16 protein-coding genes are annotated in these 18,506 nt (G+C 70.5%); 12 read left to right on the top strand and 4 right to left on the bottom strand.

Annotated features, from left to right (window positions below):
* Positions 1 to 55: 55 nt before the first annotated feature.
* A complete protein-coding gene (glgX, locus tag ACFUN8_RS01675) occupies positions 56 to 2,179 on the bottom strand; it encodes a glycogen debranching protein GlgX (protein WP_383630027.1) in 2,124 nt (707 codons plus the stop codon).
* 401 nt (positions 2,180 to 2,580) lie between these two features.
* On the opposite strand from glgX, the gene ACFUN8_RS01670 reads away from it, so the two are divergent.
* Positions 2,581 to 3,813 (top strand): SAV2148 family HEPN domain-containing protein, encoded by a 1,233-nt coding sequence (locus ACFUN8_RS01670; RefSeq protein WP_383630025.1) that lies wholly within the window; start codon positions 2,581 to 2,583, stop codon positions 3,811 to 3,813.
* 100 nt (positions 3,814 to 3,913) lie between these two features.
* Positions 3,914 to 4,636 (top strand): 3'-5' exonuclease, encoded by a 723-nt coding sequence (locus ACFUN8_RS01665; RefSeq protein ID WP_383630023.1) that lies wholly within the window; start codon positions 3,914 to 3,916, stop codon positions 4,634 to 4,636.
* A 194-nt stretch (positions 4,637 to 4,830) separates the two neighbouring features.
* Here the strand turns inward: ACFUN8_RS01665 and ACFUN8_RS01660 are convergent, their stop codons facing one another.
* On the bottom strand, positions 4,831 to 5,697 hold the full coding sequence (locus tag ACFUN8_RS01660; RefSeq protein ID WP_383630021.1) for a phosphotransferase: 867 nt from the start codon (positions 5,695 to 5,697) through the stop codon (positions 4,831 to 4,833).
* A gap of 154 nt (positions 5,698 to 5,851) precedes the next feature.
* Between ACFUN8_RS01660 and ACFUN8_RS01655 the strand changes: the two genes are divergently transcribed.
* The 3 genes from ACFUN8_RS01655 to ACFUN8_RS01645 are packed head-to-tail and all read left to right on the top strand — an operon-like array spanning position 5,852 to position 8,942.
* A complete protein-coding gene (locus ACFUN8_RS01655; RefSeq protein WP_383630019.1) occupies positions 5,852 to 6,790 on the top strand; it encodes a carbohydrate ABC transporter permease in 939 nt (312 codons plus the stop codon).
* A complete protein-coding gene (locus tag ACFUN8_RS01650) occupies positions 6,787 to 7,626 on the top strand; it encodes a carbohydrate ABC transporter permease (RefSeq protein ID WP_383630017.1) in 840 nt (279 codons plus the stop codon). Before ACFUN8_RS01655 ends, ACFUN8_RS01650 begins: the two co-directional genes overlap by 4 nt.
* Complete coding sequence (locus ACFUN8_RS01645) at positions 7,626 to 8,942, top strand: ABC transporter substrate-binding protein (protein WP_383630015.1); 1,317 nt, start codon at positions 7,626 to 7,628, stop codon at positions 8,940 to 8,942. Before ACFUN8_RS01650 ends, ACFUN8_RS01645 begins: the two co-directional genes overlap by 1 nt.
* 79 nt (positions 8,943 to 9,021) lie before the next feature.
* Here the strand turns inward: ACFUN8_RS01645 and ACFUN8_RS01640 are convergent, their stop codons facing one another.
* Positions 9,022 to 9,438 carry a VOC family protein gene (locus tag ACFUN8_RS01640; RefSeq protein ID WP_383630013.1) on the bottom strand — a complete coding sequence of 139 codons (417 nt, stop codon included), beginning with the start codon at positions 9,436 to 9,438 and terminating at the stop codon, positions 9,022 to 9,024.
* Positions 9,439 to 9,818: 380 nt separating this feature from the next.
* Here ACFUN8_RS01640 and erm point away from each other — a divergent pair, with 380 nt between their 5' ends.
* Together erm and mgt are read left to right on the top strand one after the other, a co-directional pair.
* Positions 9,819 to 10,616 (top strand): ErmE/ErmH/ErmO/ErmR family 23S rRNA (adenine(2058)-N(6))-methyltransferase, encoded by a 798-nt coding sequence (gene erm / locus ACFUN8_RS01635; RefSeq protein ID WP_383630012.1) that lies wholly within the window; start codon positions 9,819 to 9,821, stop codon positions 10,614 to 10,616.
* A gap of 15 nt (positions 10,617 to 10,631) precedes the next feature.
* On the top strand, positions 10,632 to 11,837 hold the full coding sequence (gene mgt / locus ACFUN8_RS01630; protein WP_383630011.1) for a macrolide-inactivating glycosyltransferase: 1,206 nt from the start codon (positions 10,632 to 10,634) through the stop codon (positions 11,835 to 11,837).
* A 109-nt stretch (positions 11,838 to 11,946) separates the two neighbouring features.
* On the opposite strand, the gene ACFUN8_RS01625 is transcribed toward mgt, so the two are convergent.
* Complete coding sequence (locus ACFUN8_RS01625) at positions 11,947 to 14,388, bottom strand: MMPL family transporter (RefSeq protein WP_383630009.1); 2,442 nt, start codon at positions 14,386 to 14,388, stop codon at positions 11,947 to 11,949.
* A gap of 380 nt (positions 14,389 to 14,768) precedes the next feature.
* On the opposite strand from ACFUN8_RS01625, the gene ACFUN8_RS01620 reads away from it, so the two are divergent.
* The 5 genes from ACFUN8_RS01620 (at position 14,769) to ACFUN8_RS01600 (ending at position 18,503) form a co-directional block, all read left to right on the top strand.
* Complete coding sequence (locus tag ACFUN8_RS01620) at positions 14,769 to 15,965, top strand: S8 family peptidase (protein ID WP_383630007.1); 1,197 nt, start codon at positions 14,769 to 14,771, stop codon at positions 15,963 to 15,965.
* 134 nt (positions 15,966 to 16,099) lie between these two features.
* Entirely contained in the window at positions 16,100 to 16,654 is a 555-nt protein-coding gene (locus ACFUN8_RS01615; protein ID WP_383630005.1) for a DUF1697 domain-containing protein, read from the top strand.
* Entirely contained in the window at positions 16,647 to 17,018 is a 372-nt protein-coding gene (locus tag ACFUN8_RS01610) for a DUF4440 domain-containing protein (protein ID WP_383630003.1), read from the top strand. The genes ACFUN8_RS01615 and ACFUN8_RS01610 overlap by 8 nt, the downstream gene beginning before the upstream one ends.
* A 90-nt stretch (positions 17,019 to 17,108) precedes the next feature.
* Complete coding sequence (locus tag ACFUN8_RS01605; protein ID WP_347242144.1) at positions 17,109 to 17,216, top strand: putative leader peptide; 108 nt, start codon at positions 17,109 to 17,111, stop codon at positions 17,214 to 17,216.
* A gap of 102 nt (positions 17,217 to 17,318) precedes the next feature.
* Positions 17,319 to 18,503, top strand: a complete 1,185-nt coding sequence (locus tag ACFUN8_RS01600; protein ID WP_383630000.1) for an LLM class flavin-dependent oxidoreductase — start codon at positions 17,319 to 17,321, stop codon at positions 18,501 to 18,503.
* The last annotated feature ends 3 nt before the right edge of the window (positions 18,504 to 18,506 follow it).

Below are 18,506 nucleotides of genomic sequence, written 5' to 3'. Positions count from 1 at the left end.
GACGGGCGGGCCCGACCGGGGCGGGGCACGGACCCGCACCCCGCCCCGGTCCCGGTCACACCTGCCGCATCAGCACGGTCATGCTGCGGCCGATCATCGTGATCCGCTCGCCCGCGTCCACCTTCGGACCGTCGCCCGGCGGCACACCCTCCGGACGGGCCGTGTCCACGACGATCCGCCACTGGCTGCCGTGATTGGCGGGCACGGCGAACTCCAGCGTCTCGGCGCTCGCGTTGAACATCAGCAGGAACGAGTCGTCCGAGATCCGCTCACCACGCGGCCCCGGCTCCGAGATGGCCTGCCCGTTCAGGAAGACCGACATGGCCTTCGCGTCGGTCGCGTCCCAGTCGCCCTGGATCATCTCTTCACCCTCAGGGGTGAACCACGAGATGTCCGACAGCTCGTCGTGCGTCCCCTCCACCGGACGGCCGTGGAAGAACCGCCGCCGCCGGAACACGGGATGGTCGCGCCGCAGCCAGACCATGGTCTGGGTGAAGGCGAGCAGACCCTTGTTCTTCTCGTCGCCCTTCTCGGGCCAGTGCACCCAGGCGACCTCGTTGTCCTGGCAGTACGCGTTGTTGTTGCCGCCCTGCGTACGGCCGAACTCGTCACCGTGACTGAGCATCGGCACGCCCTGGGACAGCATCAGCGTCGCGATGAAGTTGCGCACCTGACGGTCGCGCAGCTCCAGCACCTCCGGGTCGTCGGTGTCCCCCTCCGCCCCGCAGTTCCACGAGCGGTTGTGGCTCTCGCCGTCCCTGTTGCCCTCGCCGTTCGCCTCGTTGTGCTTGTCGTTGTAGGCGACCAGGTCGTGCAGGGTGAAGCCGTCGTGGCAGGTGGTGAAGTTGATGGACGCCAGCGGACGCCGCCCGTCGTCCTGGTACAGGTCGGACGAGCCGGTGAGCCGGGACGCGAACTCCGCCAGGGTGCGCGGCTCGCCCCGCCACAGGTCGCGGACCGTGTCGCGGTACTTGCCGTTCCACTCGGTCCACAGCGGCGGGAAGTTCCCCACCTGGTAGCCGCCCTCACCGACGTCCCACGGCTCGGCGATCAGCTTCACCTGACTGACCACCGGGTCCTGCTGGACCAGGTCGAAGAACGACGACAGCCGGTCCACCTCGTGGAACTGGCGGGCGAGTGTCGCGGCGAGGTCGAAGCGGAAGCCGTCGACATGCATCTCCTCCACCCAGTACCGCAGCGAGTCCATAATCAGCTGGAGCACGTGCGGACTGCGCATCAGGAGCGAGTTCCCGGTGCCGGTGGTGTCCGTGTAGTAGCGCGGATTGTCGGCGCCGAGCCGGTAGTAGGAGGCGTTGTCGAGGCCCCGGAAGGAGAGCGTCGGGCCCAGATGATTGCCCTCGGCCGTGTGGTTGTAGACCACGTCGAGGATCACCTCGATGCCCGCCTCGTGCAGCGCCTTCACCGCCTGCTTGAACTCCAGCACCTGCTCGCCCCGGTCTCCCCAGGAGGCGTAGGTGTTGTGCGGGGCGAAGAAGCCGATGGTGTTGTAGCCCCAGTAGTTGTTGAGGCCGGCGTCCACCAGCCGGTGGTCGTTGACGAACTGGTGCACCGGCATTATTTCCAGCGCGGTCACACCCAGCTCGGTCAGATGCTCGATCACCGCCGGATGGGCCAGCCCCGCGTACGTACCGCGCAGCTCCTCCGGCAGATCCGGGTGCAGCATCGTCAGGCCCTTCACATGGGCCTCGTAGATGACGGTGCGGTGGTAGTCGGTCCGCGGGCGGCGGTCGTCGCCCCAGTCGAAGTACGGGTTGACCACGACGGCCGTCATCGTGTGCGGCGCCGAGTCCATGTCGTTGCGCGAGTCCGGCTTCCCGAAGTGGTAGCCGTACACCGACTCGTTCCAGTCGATGCTGCCGCTGATCGCGCGGGCGTACGGGTCCAGGAGCAGCTTCGCCGAGTTGCAGCGCTGCCCGTTCTCGGGCTCGTACGGCCCGTGGACCCGGAAGCCGTACCGCTGACCAGGCATGATGCCCGGCAGGTAGGCATGCCTGACGAAGGCGTCTGTCTCGCGGAGCTCCACCGCCGTTTCTGAACCGTCGTCGTGCAGGAGGCACAACTCGATCCGGTGCGCGGCCTCTGAGTAGACCGCGAAGTTGGTTCCGGCGCCGTCGTACGTGGCGCCGAGGGGATACGTCTGTCCCGGCCAGACCTGCATAGATATGACTCTTCCACTTCTGATCCGGGTGCTGGGGCTTTCTTCGATCAGATACTCCCCGAAAGAAGCGCAACCTCCTAGGAGGCCGTCGCCGAAGCCGGGCCGGAAGCAGTCGGACCGACCCGGCGGGTCAACTTCGCGTTCCCGGAGCACCACCCCGTTGCCGGACCGTGTCCTGACGTCGTATATGGCCGGATTCAGACCATACGCCGCCCCTGAGTCGACCATCCGTCACCAGGCCCAATCGCTATGAATCATCCCACTCCGGCCGAGATCGGCACACAGAACGCCCGGCCGCGCCTGGGCAGTTGAGAAACGAGCCTGCGCATCCGGCTGCGTCTCCTCCTGTTTGCGCAGTACCCTTCCTTGATCGTTGAAAGGGGAGGGAAGGCGGTGCGCGGGTGAGCTCGGGAGGGCTGGAGCTACCCCCAGGTGACCCAGGTCACGAGGGGGTTTCCGGCGACATCCCGCCCGGAGCGGTCTCCCTCGCACGGCCGATGGAGATCGGGGCGGAACTGGACTGGGGCCCGGAGGCCTGGAGCGAGGTGCGTACACGCGCCCAGCGGGCCGGCCGGGCCTATATCTGGCTGAATCTGGTCGAACAACGGCTTCGTGCGGTCGTCTCGGCGATCCTCAAGCCCATCTACGAGCCGGTGCACGGCGACGACTGGGTGGTGGCCGCCGCCGGACCGGCGGGGCAGGAGTGGGTCCAGCGCGCCGTCGCCGTCCGCGAGGTCTCCCGACGTAAGGGCTATCTGCTCGACCCGGCCGACGACAACGTCCTGAGCTTCCTGACGCTCCCGCAGCTGCGGGAGCTGATGGTCCAGCACTGGCCGGGCTTCCAGCCGTACTTCGACGACCGCAGGGACGTCGAGCTGGCCCTGGACGAGCTGGAGGTGGCCCGTAACGTCGTCTCCCGCAACCGGGCGCTGTCCGAGGCCGTCCTCGCGCAGGCCGAGCGGGCGTCGGCGCGGCTGCTGGAGATCCTGGGCAACGGGACGCCCGTGCCGTCCGCCGAGCGGCTCAGGGTGGACGCCGTGGAGGACCTGGTCGGCGACCGGTACGCGGACGTGGTCTCCGTCCACCCGGACCGGGTCCGCCTCCAGCGGCAGATCCCCGCCGAGGACCTCTTCGGGGGCGCCCGGCGCCTCGACGCGGTCGGGATAGGCCTGAACCTCCTCGTGCAGAACTTCTCCGGCCGGCGCCTCGTGAGGCTCGCCGAGTCCGGCTGCCGGATACGGCTGCTCTTCCTCAACCCGGCCAGCAGCTCGGTCAAGCGCCGCGAGCGCGAACTGGGTCTCAAGAAGGGCGAGCTGAGCCGCTCCGTGGAGATGAACATCCTCCATATGCGCCGGGTCCGCTCCCGGCTCCGCGACCCGGGCGCCTTCGAGATCCATGTCTTCGACGAGACCCCGCGCTTCACGGCGTATCTGGTCGACGGGGACGGCGCCGACGGGCTGGCGGTCGTGCAGTCGTATCTGAGACGGGCCCGCGGCATGGAGGCGCCGGTGCTGGTGCTGCGGGGTGCCGGGCGCGATGTCGTACGGGTCGGCCAGGACCAGGAGCACGGGCTGTTCCAGACGTATCGCGAGGAGTTCGAGTCGGTGTGGGCCGACTCGCGACCGGTCTCCTGAAGCCGTGTCTCCTGAAGCCGCGTCAAGGCTCCGGCCGGCGTTGTCAGTGCCGCGTGCGAGGGTGAAAGCCGAACGGGGAGAAGCATGAGGGAGGACCGGGATGGGCTGGCACGGGGAGCCGTTGGTCGGATTCGATCTGGAGACGACGGGCACGGAGCCGCTGGAGGCGCGCATCGTGACCGCCGCGGTGATCGCGGTGCGGGACGGTGCGGTGGAGGAGCGGCGGGACTGGCTGGCGGACCCGGGCATCCGGATCCCGGAGCAGGCGTCGGCGATCCACGGGGTCACCAGCGAGCGCGCGTCGGCGGAGGGCCGGCCCGCGCGTGAGGTGGCGGACGAGATCGCTTCGGCGCTGGCCGGCTACTGGACGCGGGGCGTGCCGGTCGTGGCGTACAACGCGTCGTTCGATCTGACGCTGCTCGCGGCGGAGTTGGCGCGACACGGGCTGCCGTCGCTCAACGACCGGACGGGCGACGGGCGGATCGGCCCGGTGATCGATCCGTACACGATCGACCGCGCCGTCGACAAGTACCGGCGGGGCAAGCGGAATCTGGAGGCGGTCTGCACCGAGTACGGGGTGGTGCTGGACACCGCGCACGACGCGGGCGCGGACGCGCTGGCCGCCGTGCGGGTGGCGACGGCGATAGCGGGCCGCCACCGCCAGGTCGCGTCCCTGACGGCGGCGGCGCTGCACGAACAGCAGATCGTCTGGTACGCGGAGTGGGCGGCCGACTTCCAGAGCTTCCTGCGCCGCAAGGGCAACACGGACGCGGTGGTGAACGCGGACTGGCCGCTGCGGGAGCTGGTCCCGGCGGCGGGCTGATCGCGCGGCGGGGCATTCAGCCCGTCGGCCCTCTCCGATCCTTCCGGCGCCACGGAGCCACGGAGCCCCGGAATCCAGCCCGCCCGGCGTTCGAGGGCACGGCCGAAGGCCGTAAGGGGTCCGGGGCGGAGCCCCGGTTGAGGGAAGGGGCGGGCAGGCGACAGGCCCGCGCGGCGACCGCCCGTCAGAACCCGTCAGAAGGGGTACCAGCGGACCTCGGGGTCGCCGTCGCGCAGCGACGCGACCCGGCGGCGGAATTCCATGAGCGCCTTCGGGTTCGTCGGGGCGTGCTGCGCCACCCACGCGCAGCTCGCCGTCTCACGGGCGCCGCGCAGCACGGCGCAGCCGGACCAGTCGCGTACGTCCCAGCCGTAGGTGTCCGTGAAGGTGTCGTACGCCTCCGAGGGCATGCCGTACCGGTCGCGGGAGAGCGCCATCACCACCAGGTCGTGCTCGCGCAGATCGGTGGAGAAGGTCTCCAGGTCGACCAGGACCGGTCCGTCCGGGCCGACATGGACGTTGCGGGGGAGCGCGTCGCCGTGGATCGGGCCGGGCGCGAGGTGCGGTGCGAGCGCCGCGGCGGCGGTGGCGAAGCCGTCCCTGCGCTCGCGCAGATAGTCGGCGTCGGCCGGGTCGACCGCGTCGCCCGCGAGGCGCAGCCACCGCTCCACGCCGCCGAGCAGTTCCCTGCGGGGCAGCTCGAAGGGCGGCGCGGGCAGGGCGTGGACGAGGCGGAGCAGGGCCGCGAGATCGGCCGGGCCTGCGGGGCGTACGGCGTCGGCCAGCCGCCGCCAGAGCGTCACCGGGTGGCCGTCCACCGTACGGACCTTGGGCTCGGCCGCCCGGACGGCCGGGACGCCGTTCTCGGCGAGCCAGTCGGCGACGGCCAGTTCACGCTCGGCACGCTCCAGCAGCTCCGGCGCGTCGGCGAGGTTCCGGCCGACCTTGACGACCAGCCCGCCGACGCCGAACACCGCGTTCTCGCCCAGCGCCAGCAGCTCGGCGCCGCGTGCCGACAGGCCCGTGGCGTTCAGTACGGCCCGCGCCTGTGCCTCGTCCATCGAAACTCTCCCTCGGTCCTGCCGTTCGTGGCCCCAGTCTCGCATTCACGCAGGTTGGCTTGACGAACCCACCGCTCGTCAGCACGATGACGGGGGCCGCAAGACACCCCCTCGGGCGGCCATCCCCACAAAGCCGCCCGAAGGAGCCGAATTCGTGACAGTGGCGACCGCAAAGGCGCGGTCCGGCAAGAGGACACCGGAGGACGGACGGCCACGGGAGAAGGTGGTCGACCGCGGTGCCTGGTTCCTGGTGCTGCCGGCTCTGATACCGATCCTCGTCCTGAGCGTCGGCCCCCTGCTCTACGGCATCACTCTCGCCTTCACCGACGCGCAGTCCGGGCGCACCGAGCCCACCGAGTGGATCGGGACGCTCAACTTCCAGGACCTGTACCACGACACGCTCTTCTGGGAGTCCTTCCGGATCGGTCTGCTGTGGGCGGTCGGCGTGACCGTCCCCCAGTTCGTGCTCGCGCTCGGCCTCGCCCTGCTGCTGAACCAGCGGCTCCGCTTCCGCTGGCTCGCACGGGCGCTGGCGATCATCCCCTGGGCCATGCCCGAGGTGGTCGTCGGCATCATGTGGCGCCTCGTCTACAACGCCGACGCCGGGATCCTCAACGAGACCATCCGCGACTTCGGTCTCGGTGACGGCCGCGACTGGCTCACCGGTCTCGCCACCGCCCTGCCCGCCGTGATCGTCGTCGGGATCTGGGCCGGTATGCCGCAGACCACCGTCGCGCTCCTCGCCGGACTCCAGAACACCCCGGACGAACTGCACGAGGCGGCGGCGCTGGACGGCGCGGGCGCCTGGCGCCGGTTCCGTACCGTCACCTGGCCCGCGCTCAAGCCGGTCGCCCTCGCCATCACGGCGCTCAACTTCATCTGGAACTTCAATTCATTCGCCCTGGTCTACGTGCTGACCAACGGCGGGCCCGGCGGCCGCACCCGACTGCCCATGCTCTTCGCCTACGAAGAGGCGTTCCGCTACGGCCAGTTCGGCTACGCCGCCGCCATGGGCTGTGTCATGGTCGCCGTGATCTCCGTTCTCCTCGCCTTCTACCTGGTGGGACGTCTCAAGTCGGGGGAGGAGAAATGAGTCTCCGCACCAGTAGACCCGCGCGCGCCGGGCAGTATCTCGCGCTCCTCTGCTACCTGGTCTTTCTCGCCTTCCCGTTCCTGTGGCTGATCTCCACCGCCTTCAAACCGGCGCGTGAGCTGGGCAGTCTGCATCCCACCTGGATCCCCGACAGCCCGACCCTGGAGAACTTCCGGCAGGCGTTCGACGAGCAGCCCCTGCTCAGGGCCGCCGGCAACAGCCTCACCGTCGCGCTCTGCGCCTCGCTGATCGCCGTCGTCATCGCGACACCCATGGCGTACGTGATGGCCCGGCAGCGCAGCAGGCTCGCGACGGCGGCGACCGGCTGGGTCGTGATCAGCCAGGCGTTCCCGTTCGTCCTGGTGATCATCCCGCTCTTCCTGGTGCTGAAGAACCTCCATCTGATCAACTCCCTGTTCGGGCTGATCATGGTGTACGTGGTGTGGTCCCTGCCGTTCGCGCTGTGGATGCTGGTCGGTTATGTACGGGCCGTACCGGCCGAGTTGGAGGAAGCGGCGTCCGTCGACGGCGCCGGCCGGCTCCGTACGCTCGTCTCCGTCACGGCCCCGCTGCTGGCGCCGGGCATCGTCGCCACCGCGATGTTCGCCTTCATCACGGCGTGGAACGAGTTCTTCTTCGCGCTGGTCCTGCTCAAGAGCCCGGAGAAGCAGACACTGCCGGTGATCCTCACCCACTTCCTCGGCGCCGAGGGCGTCGCCGACCTGGGGCCGCTCGCGGCGGCGGCGTTCCTCGCGACGATCCCCTCACTCGTCATCTTCGCGATCATCCAACGACGGATCACGGGCGGCATGCTCGCCGGGGCGGTGAAGACCTGATGCGTATCAGAGCGAGGTGGGTGGCCGCCGCGGCCACCCTCGGACTGCTGCTCAGCGGCTGCTCGGGCTCCGACGGCGACTCGGCGGACGGGCGGATCACCCTGCGCTTCCAGTCCCTCGCGTGGCAGGACGAGTCGGTCGCCGTCAACAAGGAGCTGGTGAAGGAGTGGAACGCCGCCCACCCCGACGTGCGCGTCGAGTACGTGCAGGGCAGTTGGGACAGCGTCCACGACCAACTGCTCACCTCTTTCGAGGGCGGTGAGGCGCCCGACATCATCCACGACGCCTCCGACGACCTCGCCGACTTCGCGTACGGCGGCTATCTCGCCGATCTCGACGGGCTGCTGCCCGACCGGCTGAAGCGGGACATCCCGGAGCGCAGTTGGGAGACCACGGAGTTCGGCGACGGGGTGTACGGCGTGCCGTTCCTCCAGGAGCCGCGCGTGCTGATCGCCAACAAGAAGATCCTGGAAGCCTCCGACGTCCGGATCCCGACCGTCGAGAAGCCGTGGAGCTGGGCCGAGTTCAGGGCGGCCGCCAAGGAACTCACGGCGGGAGAGGGGCGGAAGCCGGGGGCGGGGCAGGCGGAGTACGGGGTGGCCTGGCCGCTCAAGGACCCGGTCTCCGCGACGCTCAACCTCAGCCGGTCCACCGGCGGGCAGCTCTTCCACCGGGGCGCGGACGACAAGGTGACGATTCTGTACACCGAGGCCGACGCCGAGGTTCCCGCCGTCATCCACGACCAGGTCAACAACGACGGCAGCGCGTCGGGTGCCACGCTCGGCATGGGCGGTTCGGACACGCTGCCGGGGTTCTTCGGGAAGAAGTACGCGATGGTGCCGCTCGGTTTCTCGTACCGTCAGCAGATCATCCAGCAGGCGCCGAAGGGCTTCGAGTGGACGGTGCTGCCGTCGCCCGCCGGAGCCGACGGCGCGACGCAGGGCGTCAGCCCGCAGACCCTGTCGGTCTCCGAGGACACACGGCACAAGGAAGAGGCCGTCGCCTTCATCGACTTCCTGCTCCAGCCCGAGAACATGGTCCGCCTCGCCCGGGGCGACTGGATGCTGCCCACGGGTACGGCGGCGCTCGCCGACCCGTCCCTGCGCACCGAGAAGGACGGCTGGTCGACGGGCGCCGCGCTCGCGCGCGAGCTGCTGCCGGCGCCCGCGCAGTCGGTACGCGGCTATCCGGAGTGGAAGGACAAGGTCGCGACGCCCGCGCTCCAGGAGTACTACAGCGGCTCGATCGACCGCGCCGAACTGGAGAAACGGCTGGTGAAGGACGGCAATCTGGTGCTGGCCCGCTATCAGCGCTGATCCGGGCTGATCCGGGCCGGGCGGCCGGGCGGTCAGGCGGCGGTCGGTGGGCGCCGACCCCCGGCCGCCCGGCCGTCGCTCAGGCCGAACCGGCGACCCCGACGACATTGCCCTCGGGGTCGGCGAAGTGCCCGACCACCAGGGTGCCGGGCGCGGGGTCCGCGGGTTCGGGGCCCATCCGGCGGGTCCCGCCGAGCGCCTCCGCCTTCCGGAGCGCGGCCTCCACATCGGGGACGCCGATGTAGAAGAGAACCCGCGGCCGGAAGCCCGCCCCGCCGGCGACCCCGCCGTTCATGCTGGGCACGGTTCCGTCCGTGGCCTCACCCGGCACGGGGTTCGCGCCACCGTGCACGAAGCCGTACTCGCCCGCCTGCGACACCACCGGCGTGCTCGCGTCCCCCAGGTCGAAGTCCCAGCCGAACAGCTCTCCGTAGAAGGCGCGCAACTTCGCGGGGTCGGCGCCGACGATCTCGAAATGCACCACGGGCAGTCCCATGACCGCTCCTCTCCTCGTACCTCGTACGTCCCTGGTGGACGACTCACAGCCAGGTCGGAGCCTACGGACCGATCTCCGCGTTCCGCCGCGTTTCCGGCGGGAAGTAATTCCGGTTGTGCGAGACGATCCGGCTCGTCTAGCGTCCGGGGCATGGGTAGCAACTTCATGGCGATCGTAGAGACCGGCTCCTTCCGGGGTTCCGTCGCCGCCTTCACCCGGCTGCGGCGCGCCCCCGGCGCCCTGACCGGACCGGGGATCCTCGACCGCTGACACGCGACGTCCCCCCGCGCACCGATCTGTGATCGGTGCGCCGCTCCACCCTGCTCCGGTCAGGGCCTTCGTCTGCCCACGAAGCCCTTTCAGGAGACAGGACGCAGGCCATGGCCCGCAGCCGGCAGCAGCACCGATCCCGCACGCTCTCGCAGAACTTCCTCGTCGACCCCGCCACCGTCGCCCGCTTCGTACACGCGGCCCGCCCCGACCCCGCCGGGCTGCTGCTCGAGGTCGGCCCCGGGAAAGGCGCGTTGACCACCGCGCTCGCACCGCACTGCCGCGAGTTGCGCGCGTACGAGATCGACCCCGGGCTCGTCCCGGAACTCCGCTCCACCCTCGCCGCCACACCCCATGTACGGGTGTACGAGCGGGACTTCGTCGCCGTACCCCCGCCCCGCGAACCCTTCGCCGTCGTCGGCAACGTGCCCTTCTCGCGTACCGCCGACATCGTCGACTGGTGTCTGCGCGCGCCCGCCCTGACCGACGCCACGCTCATCACGCAGCTCGAATACGCCCGCAGGCGCACCGGCGACTTCGGGCGCTGGTCGCTGCGGACGGTGGAGACCTGGCCGCACGTCGACTGGCGGCTGCTCGGCCGGATCGGGCGCCGGGAGTTCCGTCCGGTTCCGCGCGTGGACGCGGGCATCCTGCGCGTCGAGCGGCGCCCGCGCCCGCTGCTGCCGGCCGGCCAACTCGCCGACTACCGGCGGCTGGTGGAGGTGGGCTTCTCCGGGGTCGGCGGGTCGCTGTACACGTCGCTGCGCCGGGCCGGCCACCCGCGCCGACGGCTCGACGCGGCATTCGACACGGCGCGCGTCGACCGCGCCGAGATCGTCGCGTTCGTGCCGCCACGGGCGTGGCTGACCCTGCATTCAGAACTGAACGAGACGTCTCGTCTCGTTTGATGTTACGGTGGGGGCATGACCTCACCACAGCGTGCCCATATCGCCATGTTCTCCATCGCCGCCCACGGGCACGTGAACCCGAGCCTCGAAGTCATCCGGGAACTCGTCGCCCGTGGGCATCGCGTCAGCTACGCGATTCCCGCCGCCTTCGCCGAGAAGGTCGCCGTCACCGGCGCCGAGCCGGTGATCTACACCTCCACCCTGCCGATGGACGACGACCCCGACGCCTGGGGCACCGAGCTGATCGACAACTTGGAGCCCTTCCTCCACGACGGGACGCAGTCGCTGCCCCAGCTGGCCGAGTTGTTCGGATGCGACCGTCCCGATCTCGTCATCGGCGACATCACGTCCTACCCGGCGCCGATCCTGGCTCACCGGTGGGGCGTCCCGTATCTCCAGCTCTCACCGAACATGGTCGCCTGGGAGGGATACGACGAGGAGGTCGCCGCTCCTCAGAACGCCCAGCTCGCCGAGTCCGAACGCGGCCGGGCCTACGTCGCCCGCTTCCAGGCGTGGCTGGACGAGAACGACATGAACCTGCCCCTGAGCCGGTTCGTCGTCCATCCCGATCGCGCGATCGTGCTGATCCCGAAGGCACTCCAACTGTTCGCCGACCGGGTGGACGAGTCCGTCTACACCTTCGTCGGCGCGTGCCAGGGGGAGCGGGCCGACCAGGGGGAGTGGGCGCGGCCGGCCGGGGCGGAGAAGGTGCTGCTGGTCTCGCTCGGCTCGGCGAACACCAAGCAGCCCGACTTCTACCGGGCCTGCGTCCAGGCGTTCGGCGCACTGCCCGGCTGGCATGTCGTCCTTCAGATCGGCAAGTTCGTCGATCCGTCCGAACTGGGCGAGATCCCCGACAACATCGAGGTGCACTCCTGGGTGCCCCAACTCGCCATCCTTAAGGAGGCCGACGCGTTCATCACCCACGCGGGCGCGGGCGGCAGTCAGGAAGGGCTCGCGACCGGCACGCCGATGGTCGCCGTACCGCTGGCCGTCGACCAGTTCGGCAACGCCGACACGCTCGTCTCGCTCGGCGTCGCCCGGCAGCTTCCCATGGAGGAGGCGACGGCCGAGGCGCTGCGGGAGGCGGTCACCGCGCTCGTGGCGGACCCCGAAGTCGCCCGCAGGGGCGAGGAGATCAAGCGGGACATGGCGAAGGAGGGCGGCACGCGCCAGGCGGCCGACATCATCGAGGCCGCGCTGCCGACGACCGGCTCCTGACGCGCGGTCCGGCTCCTGAGGTACGACACAGCGCGCCGTACGCCCGGCCGGGAGACCGGTCGGGCGTACGGCGCGCTGTGTACGGGACGTCCGTGCGGGGGCTGGTGCGTCAGACCCGTACGGGATCGGGCTGTTCGCCCGCCTTCCTGTGGTCCTCGCCGCCGGACGCGGACTCCGACTCGGGCCCGGACTCGGGTCCGGACTCGGGTCCGGACTCCAGCTCCGCGACCACCGACTCGTCGTGCGTCAGGTCGGGCAGCCACCGCAGCCAGCGGGGGAAGTACCAGTTCCGCTCGTCCAGCAGCGCCATGATCGCCGGGAGCAGCACACCCCGGATGATCGTCGCGTCGATCAGCACCGCCGCCGCCAGACCGACGCCCATCTGCTTCATCGACTGCATCGACAGCGTCCCGAAGATGGCGAACACGGCGACCATGATCACCGCCGCGCTCGTCACCACCCCGGCCGTGGTCACCACGCCGTGGGTGATCGCCTCACGGGTGGTACGTCCCTGCAGCCGCGCCTCGCGGATCCGGGACACCACGAAGACGTGGTAGTCCATCGACAGCCCGAACAGGATCACGAAGAGGAACAGCGGCAGCCAGGAGATGATCGCCCCGACGCCTTCGGCGCCGACCAGCGAGGCGCCCCAGCCGTGCTGGAAGACGATGGTGAGGATGCCGTAGGCGGCGCCGACCGACAGCAGGTTCAGCACGATCGACGTCACCGCGATCGTCAGTGACCTGAAGCAGAGCAGCATCAGTACGAAGGCGAAGATCACGACGAAGGCGAAGACGGGCGCCACGGCCCCGACGAGCTGGTCGTTGAAGTCCTTCGACCCGGCGACCTGACCGGAGATCGGCGCCTCGACGCCGTCGACCGCGCCCAGTGTGTCCGGCCGTACGGTGTCCCGCAGCAGCGCCAGACTCTTCTCGGCCCGGTTCTGGTCCGAGCCGCCGACCAGCGGCACGTCGATGATCGCGATGTTCTGGGCGTCGTGCGTGACGATCTCGACAGGCCCCTGCGAGGCGCCCGAACTCACCGCCTGGGCACGGAAGTCGGCGAGCGCCTGCCGTACGGGCGCGGCGTTGATGTCGTCCGCCCGCACCACGACCTCGGCCGGTTCGGCGCCTCCCGGGAACGCCTCGTTGACCCGCTCGTACGTCTGGACGATGGGCAGCGAGTCGCCGAACTCCTGGTCCAGCGTGAAGTTCTGCGTCTGCATGCCGACGGCGGGCAGGGCGATCGCGACGAGCGCGCCCGCGGCGACCACCAGCGACAGCTTCGGCCGGCGCAGTACGCGGCCGAGTACCGCGCGCCAGAACCGGCTCTCACCGGTCCCGCCGCCACCGGCGCCCGCCGCGGTGGCGGCGCGCTGCTTCTTCGACTGCTTGAGGCGGTTCAGGAAGGGCACCCGGCCCCGCTCCACCCGCTCACCGAGCAGTGACAGCAGCGCGGGCAGCACGGTCACCGAACCGACCATCGCCACCGCGACCACCATCAGCGACGCGAGACCCATCGCCTTGAACTCGGCCAGCCCCGTGAAGAGCATGCCCGCCATGGCGACACAGACCGTCACACCGGACACGATGACGGCCCGGCCGCTCGTCGCCGCCGCGATCCGCAGCGCCGTCGCGGCGTCGCGCCCGGCCTCGCGCTCCTCGCGCTCACGCCGCAGATAGAACAGGCAGTAGTCGACGCCGACCGCCAGACCGACCAGCAGCATCACCGAGTTGGCCGTGTCGGTCATCGGCATGACATGGCTGACCACGCCCATGAGACCCATCGTCGCCATGATGGCGGTCAGCGCGAGGGCGACCGGCAGCAGAGCGGCGACCAGGGCGCCGAAGGCGATCAGCAGAATCCCCAGCGCGACCGGCACGGCGGAGATCTCCGCCTGCTTGAAGTCGTCCCCGAACGCCTCGTCGAAGGTCTTGTTCATGCTGGCGCCGCCCAGCTCCGCGATGCGCAGCGTGTCCTTGTGCTGTTCCTGCACGCCCTCGACGGCCTTGAGCACCGGCTCGACGCGCTCGCTCGAAGTCCCCGGATCGCCGCGCATGTTGAACTGCACCAGCGCGCTGCGCCCGTCCTTCGAGATGGTCTTCGTGTCGTACGGCGAGGTGACGTCGGCGACCTCGCCCGTACGCTCGACCGCCGCCATGACCGCGGCGACCCCGGCGCGGAACTCCTTGTCGGTGGCGGACGTTGACGAGTCGACACCCTGGATGAGAACCGACTCGCTCACCGGTTCATCGAGACCCCCGTCCTCGATGATCCGTTCGGCCTGGCTGATCTCGCCGGACATCTGCTCGCTGTCCTTGACCTCGACGGTGCCCGCCGCCGACCCAAGTCCCATGGCGAGTACGACGAACAGCACCCAGACGGTGACCGCCGTCCACCGGTGCCGTGCGCTCCAGACACCGGCGCGCGCCGCGATCCCACGCGGCGCGGACACCGCCCCCGGAGGCGTCCCCGTTCCCGCCCCCGGACCCGTTCCCGACGGCGTACCGCGGTCCCGTCGTCCCCGTCGTCGTCTCTCTGTCGTCCCCATCGCCGGTCCGTCCCCTCGGGCCTGAGAGCGGCCGTGCGCCGCGGTCTCCTTCTCGAATTTATGGTCGGATTCCAGCCTTCTCCTCCTGCTCCCCGGTGACCCGGAGGGCGTGGAATCTCCTCCTCATGGGGTGGGCACATCCCTGACAAGAGGGATCGAAGCCCCTTACAACTAACGCGCCACGGACGGAGATCGCGCGCGCGGTCCGAGTTGCGTACGGATGGCCGATTTCGTATTAAGAAACGTTGTTTTCTAAGTCACAGCAGCCTGAAGGTCTTGATCTGAGCGCGACAATCGGCCAAGGTTTCGAATCAGCCCGCCGGAAGTTCTTCGTCCGGCGAGCCATCCCCCCACAAATGCTCACGAGGAGAACCCTCTTCATGACAACTCATAAGCGCGCCACCCGGATGAGACTCACCGCGGCGATAACCGCAGTGGCAGCCGTGGCCGGTATCACCGCCTTCACCTCCCCCACGGCGGGGGCGGCCACCCCCCTCGGCACGGTCTACGGGGCCGACGCCAAGGGCGCGGTCGCGGGCAGCTACATCGTGATGCTGGACCAGAAGGCGGACAAGAAGGACCTCGCCGCGGAGTACGGCGGCAAGCTCAACCGCACCTACAAGTCCGCCGTCAACGGCTTCTCGGCCAGCGGGCTTTCGGAGACCGAGGCCAAGCGCCTCGCCGCCGACCCGGCCGTCTCCAAGGTCGTCCAGAACAAGAAGTTCTCGATCAGCGCCACCCAGGACAGCCCGCCGTCCTGGGGCCTGGACCGGATCGACCAGACCGCGACCGCCGGTGACAACGCCTACACCTACCCGGACAGCGCGGGCGAGGGCGTCACGGCGTACATCATCGACACCGGAGTCCGCGTCAGCCACGCCGACTTCGAGGGCCGGGCGTCGCTCGGCTACGACGCGGTCGACAACGACGAGAGCGCCGACGACGGCAACGGCCACGGCACGCATGTCGCCGGCACCGTCGCTGGCGCGGCCCACGGCGTCGCCAAGAAGGCGAAGATCGTGGCCGTCCGGGTCCTCGACGACACGGGCAACGGCACCACCGAGCAGGTCGTCGCCGGCATCGACTGGGTCACCGCGAACCACACCGGCCCGTCCGTCGCCAACATGAGCCTCGGCGGCGGCGCCGACCCCGCCCTCGACGAGGCCGTCCGCGCGGCCATCGCCTCCGGCGTCACCTTCGGCGTCGCGGCGGGCAACGACAGCGGCGACGCGAGCACGACCTCCCCGGCACGCGTCGAGGAAGCCATCACGGTCGCCTCGTCCGCGGTGGACGACACGCAGTCGTACTTCTCCAACTACGGCCCGATCGTGGACATCTACGCCCCGGGCTCCGACATCACGTCGACGTGGAACGACAGCGACACCGGCACGAACACCATCTCCGGTACGTCGATGGCGACCCCCCACGTCGTCGGCGCCGCGGCGGTGTACCTCGCCGGACACCCCGACGCCGCACCGGCCGACGTCGCCACCGCCCTCACGGACGGTGCCACGCCCGACGCCATCACCGACGCCGACGCGAGCACCCCGAACAAGCTGCTGAAGATCGTCGAGTAGCAGGCGGCCGAGCGGCACGGCGCAGCACACACAGCACAGGACCGGCGGTCGTCGCGCTCTCCCCCACGGGGCGCGGCGGCCGCCTTCCGCATGCCGGAGCGGTCCCGGCCGCCCGTCGACCTATCGTGGACCCCATGACGACGACCAGGTACGGGGCACTGCTGCGCGGAATCAATGTCGGCGGGAGCCGGAAGGTCCCGATGGCCGCGCTGCGCGAGGTGCTCACCGGCCTCGGCCACGGCGGCGTCGCGACATACCTCCAGAGCGGCAACGCCGTCTTCACCGACACCACCGGCGCCGACGAGTCCACACTCGCCGCCGCGCTCGGCGACGCCATCCACGAGAGGTTCGGCTTCCCCGTCGAGTGCCTGGTGCGCGACGCCGCCTATCTGAAGGCCGTCGCCGACGACTGCCCCTTCCCCGCCGCCTCGCTCCAGGGCAAACAGCTCCATGTCACGTACTTCTCCGAGGCGGTGGCCCCCGAACGCTTCGCCGCCGTCGACCAGGAGTCGTACCGCCCCGAGGAGTTCCGCCTCGGCGACCGGGCGCTGTATCTGTACGCCCCCGACGGCCTCGGCCGCTCCAGACTCGCCGAGGCGCTGTCCAGGCCCCGCGTGTACAAGGGCCTGATCGCCACCTCCCGCAACTGGAACACCGTCGTGAAGCTGGTGGAACTGACCCATGACTGAGTCGCCCGCGGTCGTCGCCGCCATCGAGGCCGAACTGCGCCTCCTCGACCCGGCCGTCCGTTCGTCGGCCGAGCTGATCGGGGAACTGCTGCACCCCGAGTTCACCGAGTTCGGCTCGTCGGGCAGGCACTGGGACCGCCACTCCATCATCGTGGCGCTCACCTCGCACGACGCGCCCGCCGCCCGGCCCGTCACGACGACCGGGATGCGGGGTGTCGAACTGGCCCCGCATCTGGTGCTGCTGACCTTCGACACCGAGTACAAGGGGGTCTGGGCCCACCGGAGCTCCCTGTGGATGCTGACCGGCGGCAACTGGCTCCTCTACTTCCACCAGGGCACGGTCTTCACGCCGGAAGAGCCCTGAGTCACCCCTGAGCCACCCCTGACCCGGGCCCCCTCGGCCGGTTCAGGGGCGGCATTGTCGTGGACGGGGGTGCGGAGTTACCGTGACGGCATGTACTCCCGGCGCCACATCGACCTGCTGCGCGTCGCCGGCGCGCTCTGTCCGGCGTACGGCGACGCCGCCCCGCGGCACACGGCCCCACCGCGCACCGCCCTCTGACGCACCACCCCCGCTGTCCGTTCCGGGGGTGACGACTGTCCGGCGCGCGTGTCCATCCCGCCGAGTTCCCGTACTCCCGGACAGCAGGAAGCGGTACCTCCCATGCCCCTGTCCCCTCCGCCCCTCCATCTCGCCGTCGCTCTCGACGGCGCGGGCTGGCACCCCGCCGCCTGGCGCGAGCCCGCCGCCCGGCCCGCCGAACTGTTCACCGCCCGCTACTGGACCGATCTGGTGGCCGAGGCCGAGCGCGGTCTGCTGGACTTCGTTACCTTCGAGGACTCCCTCAGCCTCCAGTCGTCCCACCCCGACGGACCGGACGGCCGCACCGACCTCGTACGCGGCCGGCTCGACGCCGTACTGATCGCCGCCCGGGTGGCACCACCGACCCGGCACATCGGGCTCGTCCCGACCGCGCTCGTCACCCACACCGAGCCGTTCCATCTGTCGAAGGCGATCGCCACGCTCGACCATGTGAGCCGCGGACGGGCCGGGATACGGGTCAGGGTCTCCGGCCGCGCCGACGAGTTCGCGCACGTCGGACGCCGTACCGCGCCCGCCGGACCCATCACGCCCGCCGCGATCGGGGAACTGTTCGCCGAGGCGCGCGACTACGTCGAGGTGCTGAAGCGGCTCTGGGACAGCTGGGAGGACGACGCGGAGATCCGCGATGTCGCCACCGGCCGCTTCATCGACCGCGCCAAACTCCACTACATCGACTTCGAGGGCACCGAGTTCAGCGTCAAGGGCCCCTCCATCACCCCGCGACCGCCGCAGGGCCGGCCGCCCGTCGCCGCGCTGGCGCACGACACCGTGCCGTACGAACTGGTCGCCTCCTCCGCCGAGATCGGGTTCGTCACGCCGCGCGACGCCGACGACGCCCGCGCGATCGTCGCCCGGATCCACGACGCCCGGTCGGCGGCGGGCCGCCCCGACGGGACGGCGCACATCTTCGGCGACCTCCTCGTGTATCTGGACGACGTCCCGGGGGCGGCGGCCGACCGCCGGGCCCGCCTGGACGAGCGGGCGGGCGCCGCGTACACGAGTGACGCCCCCGTCTTCACCGGCACCCCCGCCGAGCTGGCCGACCTCCTCCAGGAGGGACAGGAGGCCGGGCTCACCGGCTTCCGGCTGCGGCCCGCCGCGCTGCCGCACGACCTGGAGCGGATCACCCGCGGGCTGGCGCCCGAACTGCGGCGCCGGGGCGTCTTCCGTACGGCCTACGAGGCGGACACCCTGCGCGGGCTGCTCGGCCTGCCGCGCCCGGCCGGCCGGTACGCCGCGGCCTGAGCG

This window comes from Streptomyces sp. NPDC057307 (genome assembly GCF_042667665.1).
Taxonomy (GTDB): domain Bacteria; phylum Actinomycetota; class Actinomycetes; order Streptomycetales; family Streptomycetaceae; genus Streptomyces.
This window is presented reverse-complemented; position numbering and strand designations above follow the sequence as displayed.

Excerpts from the sequence above, each read along its gene's own strand:
- glgX (WP_383630027.1), bottom strand. The coding sequence starts at position 2,179 with ATGCAGGTCTGGCCGGGACAGACGTATCCCCTCGGCGCCACGTACGAC.
- ACFUN8_RS01665 (WP_383630023.1), top strand. The coding sequence starts at position 3,914 with ATGGGCTGGCACGGGGAGCCGTTGGTCGGATTCGATCTGGAGACGACG.
- ACFUN8_RS01660 (WP_383630021.1), bottom strand. The coding sequence starts at position 5,697 with ATGGACGAGGCACAGGCGCGGGCCGTACTGAACGCCACGGGCCTGTCG.
- ACFUN8_RS01650 (WP_383630017.1), top strand. The coding sequence starts at position 6,787 with ATGAGTCTCCGCACCAGTAGACCCGCGCGCGCCGGGCAGTATCTCGCG.
- ACFUN8_RS01645 (WP_383630015.1), top strand. The coding sequence starts at position 7,626 with ATGCGTATCAGAGCGAGGTGGGTGGCCGCCGCGGCCACCCTCGGACTG.
- ACFUN8_RS01640 (WP_383630013.1), bottom strand. The coding sequence starts at position 9,438 with ATGGGACTGCCCGTGGTGCATTTCGAGATCGTCGGCGCCGACCCCGCG.
- erm (WP_383630012.1), top strand. The coding sequence starts at position 9,819 with ATGGCCCGCAGCCGGCAGCAGCACCGATCCCGCACGCTCTCGCAGAAC.
- mgt (WP_383630011.1), top strand. The coding sequence starts at position 10,632 with ATGACCTCACCACAGCGTGCCCATATCGCCATGTTCTCCATCGCCGCC.
- ACFUN8_RS01625 (WP_383630009.1), bottom strand. The coding sequence starts at position 14,388 with ATGGGGACGACAGAGAGACGACGACGGGGACGACGGGACCGCGGTACG.
- ACFUN8_RS01620 (WP_383630007.1), top strand. The coding sequence starts at position 14,769 with ATGACAACTCATAAGCGCGCCACCCGGATGAGACTCACCGCGGCGATA.
- ACFUN8_RS01615 (WP_383630005.1), top strand. The coding sequence starts at position 16,100 with ATGACGACGACCAGGTACGGGGCACTGCTGCGCGGAATCAATGTCGGC.
- ACFUN8_RS01610 (WP_383630003.1), top strand. The coding sequence starts at position 16,647 with ATGACTGAGTCGCCCGCGGTCGTCGCCGCCATCGAGGCCGAACTGCGC.
- ACFUN8_RS01605 (WP_347242144.1), top strand. The coding sequence starts at position 17,109 with ATGTACTCCCGGCGCCACATCGACCTGCTGCGCGTCGCCGGCGCGCTC.
- ACFUN8_RS01600 (WP_383630000.1), top strand. The coding sequence starts at position 17,319 with ATGCCCCTGTCCCCTCCGCCCCTCCATCTCGCCGTCGCTCTCGACGGC.